This window comes from Novosphingobium sp. BL-S-21, assembly GCF_055521655.1.
This window is the reverse complement of record NZ_JBVFVP010000003.1, coordinates 562,959-580,517: the sequence shown is the minus strand read 5'-3', so window position 1 is coordinate 580,517 and position 17,559 is coordinate 562,959. Positions and strand designations below refer to the sequence as shown.

At 61.6% G+C, this 17,559-nt stretch carries 15 protein-coding genes and 1 pseudogene; 13 read left to right on the top strand and 3 right to left on the bottom strand.

Features of this window, described 5'->3' with window-relative positions:
• Positions 1-2,424, bottom strand: a complete 2,424-nt coding sequence (locus tag ACZ1J6_RS24995) for a TonB-dependent receptor (RefSeq protein ID WP_465128858.1) — start codon at positions 2,422-2,424, stop codon at positions 1-3.
• 393 nt (positions 2,425-2,817) lie between these two features.
• On the opposite strand from ACZ1J6_RS24995, the gene ACZ1J6_RS24990 reads away from it, so the two are divergent.
• The 4 genes and pseudogenes from ACZ1J6_RS24990 (at position 2,818) to ACZ1J6_RS24975 (ending at position 7,675) form a co-directional block, all read left to right on the top strand.
• A complete protein-coding gene (locus ACZ1J6_RS24990) occupies positions 2,818-4,170 on the top strand; it encodes an LLM class flavin-dependent oxidoreductase (RefSeq protein ID WP_465128405.1) in 1,353 nt (450 codons plus the stop codon).
• 5 nt (positions 4,171-4,175) lie between these two features.
• Complete coding sequence (locus ACZ1J6_RS24985; protein WP_465128857.1) at positions 4,176-5,402, top strand: M24 family metallopeptidase; 1,227 nt, start codon at positions 4,176-4,178, stop codon at positions 5,400-5,402.
• Between the two features lie 191 nt (positions 5,403-5,593).
• Positions 5,594-5,914: pseudogene (locus tag ACZ1J6_RS24980) on the top strand (autotransporter domain-containing protein); the annotation flags it as partial.
• Between the two features lie 444 nt (positions 5,915-6,358).
• Complete coding sequence (locus ACZ1J6_RS24975; protein ID WP_465128404.1) at positions 6,359-7,675, top strand: NAD(P)/FAD-dependent oxidoreductase; 1,317 nt, start codon at positions 6,359-6,361, stop codon at positions 7,673-7,675.
• Between the two features lie 50 nt (positions 7,676-7,725).
• On the opposite strand, the gene ACZ1J6_RS24970 is transcribed toward ACZ1J6_RS24975, so the two are convergent.
• Both ACZ1J6_RS24970 and ACZ1J6_RS24965 read right to left on the bottom strand, forming a co-directional pair.
• Positions 7,726-7,890, bottom strand: a complete 165-nt coding sequence (locus ACZ1J6_RS24970; protein WP_165921560.1) for a hypothetical protein — start codon at positions 7,888-7,890, stop codon at positions 7,726-7,728.
• 34 nt (positions 7,891-7,924) lie between these two features.
• Positions 7,925-8,077 carry a DinB/UmuC family translesion DNA polymerase gene (locus tag ACZ1J6_RS24965; protein WP_465128856.1) on the bottom strand — a complete coding sequence of 51 codons (153 nt, stop codon included), beginning with the start codon at positions 8,075-8,077 and terminating at the stop codon, positions 7,925-7,927.
• A 521-nt stretch (positions 8,078-8,598) separates the two neighbouring features.
• On the opposite strand from ACZ1J6_RS24965, the gene ACZ1J6_RS24960 reads away from it, so the two are divergent.
• From ACZ1J6_RS24960 to uraH, 9 genes are read left to right on the top strand one after another with little or no spacing between them, the layout of a single operon-like run.
• Positions 8,599-9,963 carry an AtzE family amidohydrolase gene (locus tag ACZ1J6_RS24960; RefSeq protein WP_465128403.1) on the top strand — a complete coding sequence of 455 codons (1,365 nt, stop codon included), beginning with the start codon at positions 8,599-8,601 and terminating at the stop codon, positions 9,961-9,963.
• A gap of 8 nt (positions 9,964-9,971) precedes the next feature.
• Positions 9,972-11,552, top strand: a complete 1,581-nt coding sequence (locus tag ACZ1J6_RS24955; protein WP_465128402.1) for a gamma-glutamyltransferase family protein — start codon at positions 9,972-9,974, stop codon at positions 11,550-11,552.
• Positions 11,546-12,850, top strand: coding sequence for an allantoate amidohydrolase (locus tag ACZ1J6_RS24950; RefSeq protein ID WP_465128401.1), 1,305 nt, complete (start codon positions 11,546-11,548; stop codon positions 12,848-12,850). The genes ACZ1J6_RS24955 and ACZ1J6_RS24950 overlap by 7 nt, the downstream gene beginning before the upstream one ends.
• A 4-nt stretch (positions 12,851-12,854) precedes the next feature.
• The gene (locus tag ACZ1J6_RS24945; protein WP_465128855.1) at positions 12,855-14,078 is read left to right on the top strand and encodes a pyridoxal-phosphate-dependent aminotransferase family protein; all 1,224 of its coding nucleotides are present in this window, start codon (positions 12,855-12,857) and stop codon (positions 14,076-14,078) included.
• Positions 14,075-14,974, top strand: coding sequence for an allantoinase PuuE (gene puuE, locus ACZ1J6_RS24940; protein ID WP_132270098.1), 900 nt, complete (start codon positions 14,075-14,077; stop codon positions 14,972-14,974). Before ACZ1J6_RS24945 ends, puuE begins: the two co-directional genes overlap by 4 nt.
• On the top strand, positions 14,971-15,351 hold the full coding sequence (locus ACZ1J6_RS24935; RefSeq protein WP_465128400.1) for an AtzH-like domain-containing protein: 381 nt from the start codon (positions 14,971-14,973) through the stop codon (positions 15,349-15,351). Before puuE ends, ACZ1J6_RS24935 begins: the two co-directional genes overlap by 4 nt.
• Positions 15,348-15,788 carry a 2-oxo-4-hydroxy-4-carboxy-5-ureidoimidazoline decarboxylase gene (gene uraD, locus ACZ1J6_RS24930; protein WP_132270094.1) on the top strand — a complete coding sequence of 147 codons (441 nt, stop codon included), beginning with the start codon at positions 15,348-15,350 and terminating at the stop codon, positions 15,786-15,788. Before ACZ1J6_RS24935 ends, uraD begins: the two co-directional genes overlap by 4 nt.
• A complete protein-coding gene (locus ACZ1J6_RS24925) occupies positions 15,785-17,227 on the top strand; it encodes an FAD/NAD(P)-binding protein (protein WP_465128399.1) in 1,443 nt (480 codons plus the stop codon). The genes uraD and ACZ1J6_RS24925 overlap by 4 nt, the downstream gene beginning before the upstream one ends.
• Positions 17,224-17,553, top strand: coding sequence for a hydroxyisourate hydrolase (uraH, locus tag ACZ1J6_RS24920; RefSeq protein WP_132270090.1), 330 nt, complete (start codon positions 17,224-17,226; stop codon positions 17,551-17,553). The genes ACZ1J6_RS24925 and uraH overlap by 4 nt, the downstream gene beginning before the upstream one ends.
• The last annotated feature ends 6 nt before the right edge of the window (positions 17,554-17,559 follow it).

Genomic DNA, 17,559 nt, shown 5'->3' with positions numbered 1-17,559 from the left:
TCAGAACTTGATAGTGGACCGCACGCCGAACGTCCTGAGATCGCGCAGTGCCACGGCTACCGCCGAGAAGGGCGAGAGGTAGGCGTTGGTGCGTTCCAGCAACGTGAAGTCGGTGGCAGCCTGATAAGCCTTGTTGTTGAACAGGTTGGTAACGAAACCTTCGAGCGTGTACCGGTCATTGCCGAAGCCGAGCCGCAGGTTCACTTGCGTCATGTCAGGGGTCTTCGTCAGGTTCGAGGCATTGGTGTAGACGCCCGACTTGTAGCTGAAGTCGGCGCGGGCAAAAGCTTCGACATCGCCGCGCAGAGGTACGGTGTAGTTGACCGATGCCGAAGCGTTGTAACGCGAAGCCAACGGGTTGTGGTTGCCGTTGAAGTCCGTGATCCCGGTCAGAGCGGTGACCGTAGGAGCACTCAGCTTGCTGATATCGCTCTCGTTGTAGGAACCGTTCACGCCGAGCGTCAGGCGTTCGCCTACAGCGAACGAGACGTCGCCTTCAAGGCCGTACATCTTGACCTTGCCGGTGTTGAGCTGGGCCTGGATATTGTAGACCACGCTCGTCGCCGGATCGACTAGAGTGATGACGTTGGCGTTGAGCTGGTCCTTCCAGATGCCGTAATAGGCGGCAAACGTGTAGCGCATGCGGTTGCCGAAAGCGCGGCCCTTGGCACCGATCTCGAAGTTGTCGAGCTTTTCCGGCTCAACTGCGATGCGGAGCCCGGCATTGGCCGCCAGCACTTGCGCCGCGGGGCTCAGGTTGGAGAGGAACACGGTGTTGAACGCCGCCGGGTTTACCCCCTTCGAATAGGAGGCATAGACCATCATGTCCGGGGTCACGTCGTAATTGACAATCACACGCGGGGTGAAGTTCTTATAGGTCTGTTTGGCGAGGATCGTACCTTCCTCGTAAAATCCCGGCGTCGCGAAGGCGGCAGAGGCGATCGTCTGGCCGCCGGGACGGGCATAGGCGTACATCGTGTCGATCTGGTAGCGACCGTCGAAGTTGACGCTCAGCTCCGGCGTGATCTTGTAACCCAGGCCGAAGAATGCACCGAACGTGCGATTGCGGGTCTTGCCGGAGACGACGCTGAACTGGCTGGTCCCGAGCGCGCCGTTGTTGCCGCCGCCGCCGCCCTGGAAGGTGGCGTTGAGATAGCTGCCGCCCAGCGTCGCCGAGAACGGGCCGCCGTCGTCAAAGCTGGCACGCAGTTCCTGCGAGAAGTCCTTGCTGACGGCCTCAACGAGATAGGGATAGTCGAAATAGCTCGGCGCGCCCGGCGCGGTGCCGACCGCGTTGTTCGAATTCGGCGCGGTCGTGTTGTAATAGAGATCGAGGTCCGAAAGCTGACTGCGGCGCTCGTTGTTGTAGCCGGTGAGGGAGGACAGCGTCACGCCGCTGCCGACTTCCCAGTCAACATTGAAATGCAGGTGGTAGAAGCGGCTGCGCAGGCCGTAGCCCTGCACGCCGTCCTTGGGATCAATCAGCCGGCCGCGCGGGTTGGCGAGGAAGTCCTGGATGAACGGCGTATCGACCGTATTCATCGAAGGGGCGCCGGCGGGCAGGCTAGGTAGGCTGCCGCAGAAGTAGCGGTTGTTGCCAAAGGCGCAGTTCGAACTGTCGGGCACGATCACCGCGCTGTTAGCCGGATTGGTGACGGCGTGGGCTGCGAGCAGCCCGGTGGCGTTGGGACCGTCATTGTTTTTCGAAATCAGGCCGAATGCCTTGGCCTTGAGATTTGATGCAGGGGTGAATTCCATAGCGAGGGTCGCGGCCCGGGTGCGCTGGTCACCGAGCGTCTGGCCGGGGACGCTCTGGTTCTTCCATGATCCGCCTTTCGCGGTTTCTTGCAAGGTGGCGCGAAAGCCGACGAGGCCCTCTATCAACGGCGCGCCGATCGACGCTTGGAGCTCGTGATTGTCCCTTGTGCCGATCATGCCCGAGAAGCTGCCCTCGAGCCGTTCGGGTGTCGCCTTGGTGACGACATTTACCGCACCAGCGAAAGTCTGGCGGCCGAAATAGGCGCTCTGCGGACCTTTCAGCACTTCGATGCGCTCGGGATCGGTTATCGCTTGGATGCCGGTGGCTGTGGAAACCGGCACGCCGTCTATGAAGATCGAGGCGGTCTGCACCGAGGCGCTGGAAGGCGTGAAGCCCCGGATGATGACCTGCTGGAACGAGCGGTCGTTGCGGCCGGAGGAACTGGAGACGATCTTCATGCTGGGCGTGAAGGCGGACAAGTCAGTTACGGACTGCACACCACGCGCCTTCATGTCCTCGCCGGAAAGCGCAGTCACCGAAATCGGCGTCTTGAGAATGTCTTCTCCCCTCTTGCGCGCAGTAACAACAATGTCGCCGGGTAAGCTAGTAGCCGCGCTTGGCGTAGAATCCTGTGCCCTGGCCGAGATGGCATTGCCCGCGTTCATGATGAGCGATGCGCAGGACAATAGAAGGGCGCTGCGGAGCCCGGAGATGCTTGTCATGTTTCTTCCCCGTATCGATCCCCGACCGTTATTGGCCTGAGTCTTTGAGATCGTTCTTCCTGCGAGCGTGCTTTTTATCTGTTGTAATTCAGATTTTCGCTGTTCAACGAAACCCTGTTGTCATCGTTCCGTCGCTCTATGGGTGCATAGTATCATCGCTATTTTGCGTCCCGGGCATCAGAAGCGCTTATCACCTCCAAGAATTCCTGATTGGCGCCCGGGACGAGGCCGTGCTTGTTAACAGGCCCATGCCAGCGGCGGCACGGCAGCCTTGGGCGTCTTTCCGTGCCGCTTCATTCCGCACCAGTTCCTTAAAGGCGAGGCGAAAACGACGTCATGAAACTGCTTGCCTTCCTGATGCAGACCGGCGGCCATATCGCCGGCTGGCGCCACTCGCGCGCGGCCACGCGGGCCTTATGCCACGCCGACTACTTCCGCGACTTGGGCCGCACGGCCGAACGCGGTCTGTTCGACGGAGTGTTTCTGGCAGACTATCTCGGCTATCACCCGGTCAAAGGCGCGGACGTGTTCGCCGGACTGGAAACACCCAAGCTCGACCCTATCGCGGTACTGGCGACGATCGCGGCGGAGACCAGCAACCTCGGGCTGATCGGAACGGCTTCCACCACTTATAGCCAACCCTACGACCTTGCGCGGCGTTTCGCATCGCTCGATCACCTGAGCGCAGGCCGTGCCGGCTGGAACATCGTAACTTCGACGATGGAAAACGAGGCACACAATTTCGGTCTCGAAGCGCATATGGGGCATGCTGAGCGCTACGCCCGCGCCGATGAATTCGTCTCCATTGCGCGCCGGCTGTGGGACAGCTGGCAGGAGGGGGCGGTGCTCGCCGACAAGGCCAGTGGTCGCTACACCGATCCGGCCCGCATCAGTGCGCTGGATCATATCGGCGAGCACTTTCGCGTCGCCGGTCCGCTTACCGTACCGCGTCCCCCGCAGGGGTATCCCGTGCTGGTTCAGGCCGGCGCTTCGGCGACAGGGCGCCAGTTCGCCGCCACGCATGCTGAGGTCATCTTCACCTCCCATCCCTCGATCGAGACGGCGAAGGCATTCCGCTCGGCCATGCACGAGCAACTCGCCGTACTGGGCCGCCTGCCGGGAAGCCTGAAGGTCATGCCGGCCGTCACCCCAGTCATCGGCCATTCGCGGCGCGAGGCGGAGGAACTCAAGCGCGAACTGGACGACTTGATCCCGGCGGCGGTTGCGCTCTCGAAGCTGGAAGCACTTTTGGGCAACATCGATCTGTCGCAGGCTGATCCCGATGCGCTTTTGCCGTCGCTGCCCGAAGCGGCGTTGGCGGGGCAGAACTCCACCCGTGACCGTGTTTTGGAATTGGCTGCACGTGAGCGCTTGCCAATCCGGGAACTGGCGCGCCGCGTTGCGGCGGGGCGCACCGGGCACACGATCGTTGGCACGGCTCAGGATGTCGCCGACACTTTGATACACTGGGAAGGCGAAGGCGCGGCGGACGGTTTCGTCATTTCTCCTCCGTTTCTTCCAGGCGGACTGGAAGACTTCGTCGACCACGTCGTGCCCGTACTTCAGGAGCGGGGGCATTTCCGCAAGTCTTACGAAGGGACGACTTTACGTGAGAACCTGGGCCTCGACGTTCCCGAGAACATGTTCGGGACGCATCCGGAATTGCGCTGCAAGCCGGAGGTCTGGTGACGGGCATGTCGGGATTGGCCCCGCTGATCAATCGCGCCGAGGCGCAACGGGTGATGGGGGAGCGCGGTGTCGGTGCGCTCGTTTTGGCAGATCCCACCAACATTTATCACGCAAGCGGTTTTTGGCCGCAAACGGTGGCCATGGGGCAGACCGGCGCGGCATTCGCGGTCGTGCCGGCAGACGCCGCCCGGCCGGTAACGCTCATCACCAGCCAGTTCATCCATTATCTGCATGACGTCGATGATGCCGCCGACGAAGGTGGGCTCGAGATTCTGCTCTATACCGCGCCCGAAGGGCTTGAAGGCGATGCCGCCGCGCCGGTTTTCCTGGCTGAACCGGTTGGCGGCCGGGAGGATCCGTGGGACGGGTTCAGCCGCCGATCCACGCTTAATGTTCTCGCGCGCACTTCGGCTTATCCCGACGTCGCCTCGGCGCTCAAGGCGGCCACTGCCCCTTTTCTGGGAAGCCTCTGTGCCGACGCGCCAGTGGTTGGGGGCCTGCTTAGTGAGGCTTGCCGTTCGTTTGCCGCCGAGCCCCTGCTTCGCCGGATACGAATGGTGAAATCTCGGCGGGAGATTGCACTGATGCGTCACGCGGCGCGAAGCAATGCCGAGGCGGCACGCGCGGCTATTTGTTCGATCTCGGCGGGCAACACTTACGAGGAGCTGCGAAGAGCATTCTTTGCGGAAACCGGCAGGCGCGGAGGAATTCCGCTGTTCATTTCCACTGACAGCATGGCTATGCGCCAGCGCGATGGTGTGATCCGTGAGGGACGCAGTTTTCAGGTCGACGCAGTCAGCCACTATGCGGGCTATCATGGCGACTATGGCCGAACGGTATTTGTTGGTGAGCCCGACCCTGTAGTTCTGCGGATGGTGGAAGCGGCCAGCTGCGCTAATAACGCTATTGCGCAAGCACTTGCACCGGGTCTGCGCTATTCTGACGTGCGCCGGATTGGGAAGGAGGCGGCGCGCGCAGCGGGCCATGACGTCGATATAGCTTGTACGCCCCATAGCGTTGGCCTGTACCATACCGATGAAGCCTTTGAAGGCGACACGATCCATTTCAACAAGGCGGATCATGTTATCGGCAAGGATATGGTGCTTAGCGTGGATTGCCCTGTGCTGCATCTGGATGCTGGCGGAAATGTACATCTGGAGGATCTGTGGTTGATTACCGAAAGCGGCTGCGAGCCGCTTAACGCTCTGGATGCTCCGTTCTTGCGAATTTAAGAGCTCGGGCAAAAACTCCTTTAAGCGAGGTGCGCTGCTGATGCGCTGGATGCCACCCTTCGTCGGTATTCGAGCCTTATCAGAAGCTGGTCAGGCCATAGTCGCGCAATGCGACGCGCCGCTGAGGCCAGCGTAGCGGATAACGACATTTTGATCGACCGCTCCGTGGCTTTCGCCGCTTCAGCAGCAAGGAGGGCGATGACTATCAAGCCACAGCCGCTCAGGTGTTCGGAGAAGCGAGCCATCCGATCGGCCTGAAGGAGGGGGCATTGAAGCCTTTCGTAGGTCTGTCCTATGCCTATCTCGGCGCGTGCAGCATCAACGAAAGCGGTTCGGCTGTGTCGCTAACCGGTAAGGTGTCGAACGCCGATGCACTGTTCTCGTCGCTGGGCATCAGGGCGCAAGCGCGTTTCGAAATGGGCGAGAACTCGGCATTGCTGCCGCACTTGGCAGCACGGTTTCGGGGACCTGCCTGCCGATGGCTCACTGGGCTTCGACGGGCAGGCGCCTAACTTTGCGGTGACGGGTACGCCACTTTCCCGCAACTCTGCACCGATCGGTGTCGGCCTCGATTTCGCAGCGGGCTGGTCTGGTAGGTGCAACGGGATGAAAACCCCTGAGTTGTAGCAGGAGAGAAGCGGCGAATTTAAGTGTCGAGAAAATTGTGCGTTTGGGTTGACGTCACGCAAATCGATTTCAACGCCTTAACTTGTGCAGCGGCAGCCAGATGCTTTTTACGGATGGTGCGGGATCGCTCACGGCGCCCGATGATAAGACCAGGAACATCGCTTGAGTTATTTTCATCGCTTAGCGCTAAATTTGCACTTGTGCTGCGTTGCAGCATGACGGAACATCGAAGCGCCTTTCAGGCATCCTCTCCCATACTTTTCAAAGCCGGCCCAAGTGGCCGGCTTTTCTTTTTGATAAAACAGCGCCTCAATTTCCCGGAGTAGATAATGAAGATCGGCAAGACGCAGATCGTGATCGTCGGAGGGGGCGCGGCGGGGCTCGAACTCGCCGCCAAGCTGGGAAGGCGCTACGGGCGTAAGCACCACGACATCATCCTGATCGATCGCAACCGCACGCATATCTGGAAACCGCTGCTCCATGAAGTTGCAACGGGGTCGCTCGATGCCAACATGGACGAGGTAGGCTATCGCAGCCACTGCCATCGCTGGGGCTATCGCTACTTCTACGGGACGCTCTCCTCAATCGATCGCGCGGCGCGCCAAGTCCATCTGGCCCCGGTCAACGACGACACCGGCAGGGAAGTGGTTGCCGCCCACACCATTCGCTACGACTATCTGGTGCTGGCCTACGGATCGGTTACTAATGATTTTGGCACTCCGGGTGTCGCAGCGAACTGCACCTTCCTGGACAGCCACAAGCAAGCAGACCGGTTCCGCGATCGGCTGCTCGACCAGTGTTTGCGCGTATCGCGCGAGATGACTGCTAATCCGGCAAGCAACGCGCGAGTTCGGATTGCGATCGTGGGCGGCGGGGCTACCGGCGTGGAACTGGCGGCCGAACTGTTCAACGCGGCAGATGCGCTGGGCTTCTATGGGCTTGAAGTGTTCGACGGCAGCCGCCTCGAAGTGACGCTTATCGAAGCCGGGCCGCGCATCCTGCCGGCCCTGCCCGAACGGCTTGCGGCCGCTGCCCATCACGAACTGGAGGCGTTGGGCGTGCGCGTGCTCACCGATACCCAAATTATTGCTTCTACAGCCGAAGGTATGGTGACGCGCGGCGGCGAGGTGATCGCTGCGGATCTCCAGGTCTGGGCGGCCGGCGTTAAGGCCGCACCCATCGACGGTGGACTGGATGGATTAGAATTGGCTCGTTCGGGCCAGGTCGTGGTACGTCCCAGCTTGCAATCAACTAAAGATGAACGTGTCTTCGCTATCGGTGACTGTGCATTCTGCGTGTTGGCGGGCCAGGAACGTCCTGTGCCTCCGCGCGCGCAGGCCGCGCACCAGATGGCCGACGTAGTGTTCCGCAATCTGGGCCGCCTTATGACCGGCAACGCGACGGTTCCGTTCGTTTATAAGGATCACGGATCCTTGGTGTCACTCAGCCGCTTCTCGACGGTGGGATCGCTGATGGGCAATCTGGTCGGCGGAAAGTTGGCCGTCGAAGGCCGGCTGGCCAGGTTCCTCTACATGTCGCTGTATCGCATGCACCTGATTGCAATTCACGGCTGGATTAAGGGCGCGGCACTGATCGTCGTAGGTCATGTGAACCGCATCGTCCGGCCGCGCCTGAAACTGCATTGACGCGACCGCCGCTGCTTGTCCACTGCTGTCTGAAATGCGCATGACTTCTTCTAACGGCCTTGGAAACAGGACGGCTGCTGGTCGCATACGCCGATGCGGCCGAACAGCGCCCGTTTCTCTGTTTCGTGGATGACAATCGAGCCGGGTAGCAAGGCAGGGAAGGGCAGGGGGCCGAACAAAATCAGGCATAATGCCTCCTGCTCGGCTTCGCGCATCGGCGGAGCTATAACTCCTGCGGGAAGACGGCTGCTAAGGTTCACACCGTGACGTGAACCAGCCGAGTTCCTTTGCAGCGTGCAGCAGAAGCTCCTGCCTTAGCATCGGTTTTGTTTGGCTGCGACTGCGGGTGATTTGCTTGGAGTCGGGGTATTTAATTTTCACCTTAACGGTGTGACTGAAAATCTGCCGAGGCGCGCGCCAGCGCTAATGATGTTCGGCATCCTGACAACGCCAGCCTTGATCTCTTCAGGAGCTGTGAGGCTGCGGTCAGACATTGTCTCGGATTCAGAAGAGTTACGACCCCGGTTGGGATTGACCGGTCTGTGATCTTCGCAAAATGAACCCCGAATGGTGCAGCTCGATGCCGCCAAGAGGCTTCGAGAGACAGCCGCCCGCATTTCTCGAACGGGGCGTGTGCCAATATGATATAGACCCGGTCGGGAGTGCGCCTAAGGTCGTGGAGCGATCCAAGGTCGCCAATTCGCCGCCTTGATTGCCGGCCAGGCAGGGGTAAGCACGATACCTGACTACAAGAACCAAACAGATTTAGCCCAGCTTCCTCTGACAGATGAGCAGATTGCAGAAGCGGCGAGCGCACAGGGCCTTACAGTTCCGGAAAGGTGCCATGCCGGATTGAAGGATAATCTTGAAATTATCTCCAGGCACGTTTCGACGATGCGGGGGATTTCCGGAAAGAACCGGCATTGAGCCCGGTCCGCGACATCGCTTCTGCCGTTCTTTCCAGGCGTATTTCCGCTATCGACCTGTTGGAGAAATGCCTTGCCGCGTTGCCGGATCCATCACGTGATTCTCTCCATGCAATAACTCGCCTTTTGCCCGAACGCGCCCGAGCCGAAGCGCGGGCTGTGGACGCATTAGTGGCAGCTGGCGCGGATCCGGGGCCTCTGGCGGGTGTGCCATATGGCGTCAAGGATCTGTTTGACATTGCAGGTTTGCCGACCACCGCAGGTTCTACAATCTATGCGGAAGCGCCGCCGGCCAAAGCCGATGCCGAGGCCATCGCCCGGCTACGCAACGCCGGTGCGATCCTGGTTGCGACGCTCAACATGGACGAGTTTGCCTACGGCTTCGCGACGATCAATGCGCGCCACGGCACTACTCGCAACCCACACGATCAGAGCCGGTTGGCAGGTGGTTCGTCAGGCGGGTCTGCGGCAGCGGTTGCCGGTGGCATGCTGCCATTTTCGCTCGGGTCGGACACAAATGGCTCGGTGCGCGTTCCCGCCAGCCTCACGGGTATTTACGGTCTGAAGCCCTCCCATGAAGGTTTGCCGCTGACAGGCGTCTTTCCATTTGCAAAGAGTTTCGATGATGTCGGGCCCTTCACCGTCAGCGCGGGCGATATGGCGCTGGTATGGGAAGTTCTTTCGAGCAGAGACGCCGCGCCCTGCGGCCGCCCGCTAAGAGTAGCGCGCCTTGGAGGACGGTTTCGCGAGAACGCCGATCCCGAGCAGCTTGCGGCGATTGACGTCATCGCAGGCGGCACGCCGTTGGTCGAGTTCCCGGATGTCGGCCGTGCGCGTTCTGCTGCGTTTCTCATGACGGCCTTCGAGGGGGGGAGCCAACATCGCGATGCTCTGTCGGAACAGGCCATGGCGTTTGATCCGGCGACGCGGGATCGTCTTCTCGCCGGAGTATTGTTGCCTCGTGGTATCTACGAAGAGGCGTCCAGGTTCAGGCGGTCGTTCCTGCGCGAACTCCAAAAGGTAATGGCCGATTTCGACGTACTGCTCGCGCCGACCACGCCTTGCACGGCGCCTTTGATCGAAGACCCGCGGATTCTGATCGACGGCGCACTTTCACCCGCCCGCGCTGACCTCGGGATCCATACTCAGCCGATCACCTTTGCTGGGTTACCTTCGCTGTCGGTTCCGCTGCGCCGAGAAGGAAGGTTACCGATCGGATTGCAACTGATCGGCAAGCCCGGCGGCGAGCCCGACTTAATGCATTTTGCGGCGAAGCTTGAGGACGACGGCATTACCGGCTTCGTGGTGTCATCCGCCGCGGCTATGCCAGCGTGGTTCGATATGCAATGGACGGCGGCGTGAACCGTTGCATGACCGCGGCCACAAAGGCCTCTCACGGTATAGTGACGGCGCCGCATCACCTGGCGGCCGAGGCTGGGGTTTCAGTCCTGCGCGACGGGGGCAACGCGGTGGAAGCCAGCGTTGCTACCGCCGCAGTCCTTTCCGTGGTCTATCCGCACATGACAGCGATCGGGGGAGACGGTTTCTGGCTGATACGTGAGCCCGATGGTCATGTTCACGCTGTTCATGGCTGCGGAGGCGCTGCCGCACGTGCCGACCTGGCGCTCTACGACGGGCTCGAAGCAGTGCCTGCGCGCGGGCCTCTGGCGGCGAACACAGTGCCAGGGACGATCTCGGCCTGGGCCGCAGCCCTCGGCACAGGAGGCGGAGAACTCTCGCTTGAACGGCTGCTGCTTAGTGCGATCCACTATGCCGAAAAAGGAGTGCCCGTCACCGCAGGGGGCGCAGCCATCGCCGCTGGCAAGGGCTATGAGCTACGCCTTCAGCCGGGGGCCTACAGGTCCGTTTTCGAGCCCCGCGGCCGTCCATTGGCCAAAGGAGACATTCTGTGCAATCTGGCGCTTGCCCAGACATTCAGAACGCTTGCAGCGGACGGGCTCGACAGCTTTTACCGGGGCGGCCTTGCTGCACGCATAGCTGAGGACCTTGCCGCGCTTGGCAGTCCGATTTCAGCTTCGGACCTCGCCGCTCACGAGGCGACCCGTCCCCAACCGCTTACAGCCAGGATAAAGGGCGCACGCCTCTTCAACACCGCGCCGCCAACACAGGGTTTCGCCTCTCTCCTAATCTTGGCATTGTTTGACCGCCTCGGCGTCGATGCGCCGGATGGTTTCGCGCACGTCCACGGTCTGGTCGAGGCGACAAAGCAGGCATTCCTGCTGCGAGACCTACATGTGGGTGATCCGGGCCACACGCGGTTCGACTTCCAGGGCTTGCTGAGAGATCCGGACGCTGTCGATGCGCTTGCGGCGCGAATCGAGCCTGACAAGGCGTTGCCTTGGCCCCAACCGCCGCAATGGGGCGATACGTGCTGGTTCGGAGCGGCTGACAGTGAAGGCCGGGTGGTCTCTGCCATACAGTCGACTTATTTCGAATTCGGCTCCGGGCTCGTCCTTCCGCAGACCGGGATAATCATACAGAATCGGGGAAGTTCGTTCCGGCTTGCCAGAAGTGGCTGGAATGCATTGAAACCTGGCCGCAAACCTTTCCACACGCTCAATCCGGCGCTGGCCGCCTTCGACGACGGGCGAGTAATGGCCTATGGCACCATGGGCGGCGAGGGCCAGCCGCAGACGCAGGCCGCGCTGTTCAGCCGCTATGCCCGCTTTGACGTCGATCTTCAGCAGGCAATCAGCGCCCCGCGCTGGTTGCTCGGTCGCACATGGGGTGAAGTCACGACTTCCCTCAAGCTGGAGGAAGGCTTTAGCGAGGCGCTTTATGCTGAACTTGCCGAGGCCGGGCACGATCTTCAGCGCGTCGGCCCGCTTACTCAGATGATGGGCCATGCCGGCGCCGTCGTGCGCCTGACGGACGGTACTTTCGAAGGCGCCAGCGATCCGCGCAGCGATGGCGCGGTGGCGGCATGGTAGGCGGAGCCCGCGCGGCGGCCCGCTGCGACGTCCTTGGACGCGCGCCCTATAGCGAGTTTGAGCATGGCCTGTACCGGGGCTATCTGACGCCTGCCCATCATACCACTTTGGACCTCGTCGGTGCCTGGATGGTGGAGGCGGGAATGCATGTGGACCTCGATCCTGCGGCGAACCTCCTGGGCCGCTATGAAGGCCAGAACCCTGGAGCGCCGGCGCTGGTGATCGGCAGCCATCTCGATTCTGTCCGCGACGGCGGACGCTATGATGGGCCGTTGGGGGTGCTGTTGGGTATCGAATGCGTGGCCGCGCTGAACGATCAGCAGCGCCGCTTGCCTTTTGCCATAGAAGTCTATGGTTTCGGGGACGAGGAAGGCTCGCGTTTTCCCGCCGCCATGTTGACGAGCAGGGCAGTGGCAGGGACGCTGGACGGCGACCTTGCCCGGATAGCCGATGCCGATGGCGTTTCGCTGGCCGCCGCGCTTGCCTCGTTCAAAACCGATTACGACGTGGTTACCGCCAGCACGCCTACTCGCAGGCTTGATCTGAAAACCTTCGAGGCCGCGCGACGCTCGCCCGGTGAGATCGTCGGCTATCTTGAGGCCCATATCGAACAGGGCCCTGTCCTCGAAGCCGAAGGCCTGGCGCTGGGTATCGTCACCGGCATCGCCGCGCAGCTGCGCTATGCGGTTACGCTGCGAGGCGCGGCAGGCCACGCCGGCACCTCCTCCATGCCGCTACGCCGGGACGCGTTGGCAGGTGCCGCCGAGATGGTGCTAGCCGTCGAGCAAGTAGCGAGGAGAGACGCGTCGGATCTCGTGGCCACTGTTGGCAAGTTTGAAGCGGCTCCCGGAGCTGCCAACGTGATAGCAGGCGAAGTGCGCTTTTCGATCGATATACGTGCCGGCGAGGCGGCACGGCGTGACCGCGCTGCCAAGGCAATTGAGGAAAAACTGGAGCTACTTGCCTCGCAGCGAGGCCTGGTTCTCGATCTTGCGCTTGTTCACGATCTGCCTGCCAGCCCCTGCGATGCCGCCCTCATGCAATTGCTGGAGAGCGCCATGGCCGAGGCTGGGCAGCCGCTCCGGCGCCTTGTTTCAGGAGCGGGGCATGATGCAATGGTCATGTCCGCACTGTGCCCTGCTGCCATGCTGTTCATTCGCTGCAAGGATGGCGTCAGTCACAATCCGGCCGAGCATGTCGAGCCTGGTGATGCCGACGTTGCGCTTGAGGTCATGCTTGGCTTCATTGAGCGACTGAACCGGAAAGTTTTGGGAGAATCGCTTGCCGATCGAACTTGATCCGATGCTGTTGCTGGGAGAGATCGATCCGCCCCAGCGCCTGCTTATGGGGCCGGGCCCGATCAACGCTCATCCACGCGTCCTGCGAGCAATGAGCGCCGACCTCCTCGGACAGTTCGATCCGGAGATGACTGGTTACATGAATCAGGTCATGGCGCTGTACCGGCCGATATTCGGCACCGCGAACCGCTGGACCATGCTTGTCGACGGCACTGCCCGGGCGGGAATAGAGGCGGCATTGGTCAGCCTCGTAGCACCGGGAGACGTGGTTCTGGTGGTCAATTTTGGTCGCTTCGGCCTGCTGCTTGGCGAGATCCTCGCTCGTATCGGCGCGGTCGTCGAGACCGTCGAGGCTCCTTGGGGCGAGATCGTATCTCTCGATGCCATTGCGGCGGGCATTGCACGCTGCCAGCCGAAAGTGGTCGCGACGATCCACGGCGATACCTCGACCACCATGGTCCAGCCGTTGGATGGGTTTGGCGCGTTATGCCGCGCAGCGGGCGCGCTCAGCTACGTCGATGCTACCGCCACCATCGGCGGGATGGAACTGGCAGCCGATCGCTGGGAGGTGGACGTGGTGAGCGGCGGTCTGCAGAAATGCCTGGGAGGTCCCTCGGGCTCAGCACCGATCACCATTTCCGACACGGCCGCCGAACACATAACCCGGCGCCGTCATCTCGAGCAGGGCATTCGCCGCCCCGACATTGCAGACGGGCAAGGACCGCGCATCGTGTCCAATTACTTCGATCTCGCCATGGTCATGGACTACTGGTCGGACAAGCGCCTTAACCATCACACCGAGGCGACCTCGATGCTCTATGCGGCGCGGGAGTGTGCGCGCATCGTGCTGGAGGAGGGGCTGGCCGCGCGTTATGCCCGCCATGAAGCCGCGGGGAGGGCGATGACGGCAGGCCTTCGCGCGATGGGACTCGAGATCTTCGGGGAGGATGCTCATCGCATGACCAACGTTACCGGCGTGTTCGTCCCGAAAGATGTCGACGGCGAGACAGTACGCCTGGCCATGCGGGAGCAGTTCGAGATCGAAATCGGCACTGCCTTTGGCCCGCTTGAGGGCAGGATCTGGCGGATCGGAGCGATGGGATACAATGCGATGAAGCACAAGGTGCTACTTACGCTGGCGGCGCTCGAGGCTTGCCTTGGCATGCAAGGCTACTCCCTGCCGCCGGGCACAGCAGTCCCCGCCGCCATGCGGGCTTGGGACGCATGAAGCCTCGCGACCTCGTTGGCTATGGCCGTACTCCGCCGGATCCGCGTTGGCCCGGCCGCGCGCGTGTAGCCGTGCAATTTGTCATCAACTACGAAGAGGGCGCCGAGAACTGCGTCCTCAACGGTGATGCACGGTCGGAAGCTTTCCTTAGCGAGATGGTTGGCGCGGCGAGCTACCCGGACCGGGCGATGGCAATGGAGAGTTTGTATGAATATGGTAGCCGCACCGGGTTTTGGCGGTTGTACCGCCTTTTCCTCGAGCGCGAGCTTCCCGTTACCGTGTTCGGGGTTGCCAAGGCTATGGAGATGAATCCCCAGGCCGTGGCCGCCATGCTTGATGCAGATTGGGAGATCGCCAGCCACGGGCTGCGCTGGATCGACTACCAGTCCGTGCCGGAAGCCACCGAGCGGGCGCACATCGCGGAGGCCATCTGCCTTCACGAAAAGCTGACGGGCAGTCGTCCCCTGGGTTGGTATCAGGGCCGCACCTCGCCGCGCACCGCGCAGATCGTGGCGCAGGAGGCCGGCTTTCTCTATGACGCTGATTCCTACGCCGACGACTTGCCCTATTGGGACAACCGTTATGGTAGGCCGCAGCTCATCGTTCCCTACACGCTCGACGTTAACGACATGAAGATCGTTGCGCTTAACGGCTTTACCGAAGGCGAGCAGTTCTTCCGCCACATGCGCGACACGTTCGACCAATTGCGCGAGGAGGGCGGCCGAATGATGTCGGTAGGGTTGCACGGCCGCATAGCCGGAAAGCCCGGCCGCGCCCGCTGGCTGGCGCGTTTCCTCGACCATGTCACGTCCAGCGGAGAAGCTTGGGTGGCGCGTCGTATCGACATAGCCCGGCACTGGATCAGGCACCATCCTTATCAGGGAGCAGGGGCTTGACGATCGAGGCCCCCCGGTTCCACGCCGAAACAAGCGCTGCATTTCATCCATATGAAAGTGCTTTGATGGCGGACGACATTCCGGCGAAGGGCGCGCTGGTCCATGAGGTCGTTACCAAGAACCGTTACCGCGGTGGCGAGGTGATTTACGAGCTCGAGGAAACTCCTGCGTTCCGCGAGGTTCCAAGGGATTCTCCGCGGCAACTGCTGGGCCGGGCCGTGATCACCGTTGATGGGGATGGGTTCGTTACCGTCGAAACCGAGCTCTTGCGCGACGGCTCCGAGCACGGGGATCTTCAGACACTTACCTGGGTTCGCTTCGGCGATGGCTGGAAGGTTGTTTCCGGGAATGTCAGCCCTGAAGATGGCGTTTCGTGACCTCGCTGTTCGAACACAGTCCATGGCTCGAGGCGCGCGCAGATACCAGGCCGTCGTCGGGCGATCGTCATGCAGATCTGCTCGCGGTGATGTACGAGGCCGATATCGAGGAACAACTTGGGCTGATCCGCGCGCACCCGGAATTGGGCGGCAAGGCAGCGATCGACGGGACTCTCACCAAGGCTTCCGCCATCGAGCAGGCGAGCGCCGGGCTCGACAGGCTTAGCCCGGAGGAGTTCGCACGCTTCCACGCCATGAACGCGGCCTATCGCGCGCGCTTCCACTTTCCCTTCATCATCTGTGTGCGTCTGAACGACAAGAACAGCATTCTGGCGGCTATGGAACGTCGCCTCGAGAACGGTAGGCAGGAGGAAATCGGCGCTGCGCTCGAACAGATCGGTGAAATCGTGCGCCTGAGGCTGGAGGATCCGACATGAGCGCGATAGGCCTGACAGCACTCGAAGCGCAGCTTGCGCGCGAACTCGAACTGATCGGCCACAACCGTCCCGAATGGGTGCGCCCTCGTGACTTTGAAGGGGCACGGGTTCTTGATGTGGCCGTAATTGGCGGCGGCCAGTGCGGCTTGTCAGTCGCTTTTGGTCTGCGTTCGCAGGGCGTTCCGCATGCGATGGTTTTCGATGAGAACCCGGCCGGTTTCGAAGGGCCATGGGAGAACTATGCGCGCATGGTGACACTGCGGACGCCCAAGCATCTCAATCCCATCGACTTCGGCATTCCCTCGCTGACTTTTCGTGCCTGGTGGGAAGCGCAGCATGGGGCGCAGGGCTGGGCCGGCGTCGACAAGATTGCCCGCCGAGACTGGATGGAATATTTACGGTGGTATCGCCGCGTGCTCGCGCTACCCGTGAAAAATGACGCGAAACTGGTGCGGATCGAGCCTCTGCAGGCGGAAGGGCTGCACCGCCTGCACTTCACCGAAGGCGCGCCGGTTCATGCTCGCAAGGTCGTTCTTGCAACGGGTATTCAAGGCGGAGGCGAGTGGTATACACCGCCGGTGGTTCGGGAAAATCTGCCGCGGGGGCTCTGGGCCCACACCAGCGAACCGATCGACTTCGCTGCTCTTCATGGCAAGCGCATAGGCATTCTAGGCGGCGGTGCTTCGGCCTTCGACAATGCTGGCTTTGCGCTTTCTCAGGGTGTAGCAGCTGCGGAAGTCTTTATCCGCCGCAAGGACTTGCCCCGCGTCAACCCGATCCGTTTCATGGAGCGCGTAGGGTTTACCGCCCGCTACCCGGCGCTCGACGATGAGACCAAGTATGCAGCGATGCGCTGCTTCCTCGGGCACAACCAGCCTCCCACGAACGATTCCTTTGAGAACGCCTCTGCCAAGCCCGGCTTCGCGCTTCATCTTGGCGCGCCTTGGCTCGATGTGGCCGCGCGCGATGGGCTCATTCAGGTGACTACGCCGCAGGCAAGCCACGAATTCGATTTTGTGGTGGTTTCGACAGGGTTTATAAGCGATCCGGGACTACGCCCTGAGTTGGCCGACGTGGCCGATCTTATCTTGCGTTGGGGTGAGCGTGTGACGCCGTCTGGCCCGCGTCATGCCTTGATCGATGCGCATCCATATCTTGGACCAGCCTTTGAATTTGTTGCGCGACAGGGCGCGGATCCTGCGCGGATCCACGGCCTGTTTGCGTTCAATTACTCCGCGCTGGTCAGCCTTGGACTATCGGCCTCGGCGCTTTCGGGGCTGCAAAATGCCTTGCCGCGCCTGTTGAAGGGCTTGGCCAATCAATTGTTCCTCGATGATCGCGATGCCTTGATGGCCGAATTCCTGACGTACGATGAGCAAGAGTTTCTGGGCAGCTGGCCGGCGCCAGACCAGTTGCCGGGCCAGGGGGAAGCTGCATGACGGGTTTGTCGACCCATGTCCTCGATACGACTTTCGGTTGTCCGGCCGAGGGAATAGCGCTGGAGCTTGCCGCGGCCGATGGCGGTGTGCTTTTCACCGGTGTAACCGATGCGGATGGACGGTGCCCTGGCATACCGAGGCTCGGGCCCGGCTCCTATCTACTGACCTTTTCGGTCGCGGACTATTTCCGGGCAAAGGGCATCGTTCTGTCGCAGCCGCCGTTCCTCGACCGTGTGCCCATAGCTTTCGGTGTGGCGGGAGCGGGGCATTATCATGTACCTTTGCTAATCTCGCCCCACGGCTATTCGACGTATCGGGGGAGCTAGGTCCGC

Excerpts from the sequence above, each read along its gene's own strand:
- ACZ1J6_RS24925 (WP_465128399.1), top strand. The coding sequence starts at position 15,785 with ATGAGCGCGATAGGCCTGACAGCACTCGAAGCGCAGCTTGCGCGCGAA.
- ACZ1J6_RS24950 (WP_465128401.1), top strand. The coding sequence starts at position 11,546 with ATGGTAGGCGGAGCCCGCGCGGCGGCCCGCTGCGACGTCCTTGGACGC.
- puuE (WP_132270098.1), top strand. The coding sequence starts at position 14,075 with ATGAAGCCTCGCGACCTCGTTGGCTATGGCCGTACTCCGCCGGATCCG.
- ACZ1J6_RS24945 (WP_465128855.1), top strand. The coding sequence starts at position 12,855 with ATGCTGTTGCTGGGAGAGATCGATCCGCCCCAGCGCCTGCTTATGGGG.
- ACZ1J6_RS24955 (WP_465128402.1), top strand. The coding sequence starts at position 9,972 with ATGACCGCGGCCACAAAGGCCTCTCACGGTATAGTGACGGCGCCGCAT.
- ACZ1J6_RS24990 (WP_465128405.1), top strand. The coding sequence starts at position 2,818 with ATGAAACTGCTTGCCTTCCTGATGCAGACCGGCGGCCATATCGCCGGC.
- ACZ1J6_RS24975 (WP_465128404.1), top strand. The coding sequence starts at position 6,359 with ATGAAGATCGGCAAGACGCAGATCGTGATCGTCGGAGGGGGCGCGGCG.
- ACZ1J6_RS24985 (WP_465128857.1), top strand. The coding sequence starts at position 4,176 with ATGTCGGGATTGGCCCCGCTGATCAATCGCGCCGAGGCGCAACGGGTG.
- uraH (WP_132270090.1), top strand. The coding sequence starts at position 17,224 with ATGACGGGTTTGTCGACCCATGTCCTCGATACGACTTTCGGTTGTCCG.
- ACZ1J6_RS24970 (WP_165921560.1), bottom strand. The coding sequence starts at position 7,890 with ATGCGCGAAGCCGAGCAGGAGGCATTATGCCTGATTTTGTTCGGCCCC.
- ACZ1J6_RS24995 (WP_465128858.1), bottom strand. The coding sequence starts at position 2,424 with ATGAACGCGGGCAATGCCATCTCGGCCAGGGCACAGGATTCTACGCCA.